Here is a 1163-nt window from a genome sequence, read left to right as displayed (position 1 = left end):
GGGGGGCCGGCGCAGGCGGTCTTGCGGGGCGAGCGCGTCGCGGTGAACGTCACCGGTCACGCGTCGGGCGTCGCGACGAAAACCGCCGCCGCCGTGTCGGCCGCGCGCGAGGTCGACGGCGACGTGCGGATCGCGGCGACCCGGAAGACCACGCCCGGGCTGCGCGGGGTCGAGAAGCGCGCCGTCGCGGCCGGCGGCGGCGACACCCACCGGTTGGACCTCTCGCACATGGTCATGGTCAAGGACAACCACGTCGCCGAGATGGGGCTGGAGGGCGCGATCGAGCGGTTCCGGGAGCGGGCCTCCTTCGCGACGAAGGTCGAGGTAGAGGTCGAGGATCCGGAAGACGCCGCGCGCGCCGCCGGGGCCGGCGCCGACATCGTCCTGCTTGACAACATGACGCCCGCGGAGACGGCGACGGCGGCAGAGCTCGTGGCCGCCGCCGACGCGGACGCGCTGACGGAGGCGTCCGGCGGGATCACGGTCGAGACTATCCCCGACTACGCCGCGACGGGGGTCGACGTGATATCGATGGGCGGGCTCACCCACTCGGCGCCGACGCTCGACCTGTCGTTCCGGACCGGAGGAGAGGGGTAGCGCGGAGCGACACGGAGCGCCCGCGCCTCGACAAGGCCTGATTTTTATGAGCCCCACCGGTACATCCCACGTATGCAGACCCACATCGTCCCGGTCGGGTTCGACTACGACCGGATGATCGCTCCCCTCATCCGGGACCAGTTCGACGTCGACCGGGTGATCCTGTTGGAGGGGACGGTCGGCAGCGAGGCCAACGTCGAGTACTCGCGGAACATCGCTCGGAAGCTGGAACAGGACTTCACGAACCTGCTCGGCGCGGAGACGGTCCGCGAGCGGCTCGACGACGTGTACGACTACGACGCCGCGTTCGAGCGCGCCTTCGACCTCATCAACGCGGAGCTGGACCGGGACGGCGCCGCGGGCGGCGGCGACGATTCCGGGGAGGCCGACGACGCCGCCGAGGACCGCGAGGTGTGGGTGAACCTCTGTTCGATGCCGCGGCCCGTCTCGTTCGCGTTCGCGACCGCGGCCCACTCGATCATGGTCGAGCGGCAGACGGACCGCGACCGCATCCACACGTACTACACGGCCCCCGAGAAGTACGTAGAGACCGAACTCGCCGAGGA

2 protein-coding genes are annotated in these 1163 nt (G+C 70.8%); both read left to right on the top strand.

The window, feature by feature from the left end:
* Positions 1–597: carboxylating nicotinate-nucleotide diphosphorylase (nadC, locus tag U4E84_RS18050; protein WP_322533448.1), on the top strand; the 597-nt coding region annotated here is incomplete at its 5' end.
* 72 nt (positions 598–669) lie between these two features.
* Positions 670–1163: DUF6293 family protein (locus U4E84_RS18045; RefSeq protein ID WP_322533447.1), on the top strand; the 494-nt coding region annotated here is incomplete at its 3' end.

The sequence above is a fragment of the Halorubrum sp. AD140 genome, from assembly GCF_034497445.1.
In the GTDB taxonomy this organism is placed as follows: domain Archaea; phylum Halobacteriota; class Halobacteria; order Halobacteriales; family Haloferacaceae; genus Halorubrum.
Note: the sequence above shows the minus strand (reverse complement) of the source record. Positions and strands in the feature narration are given on the sequence as shown.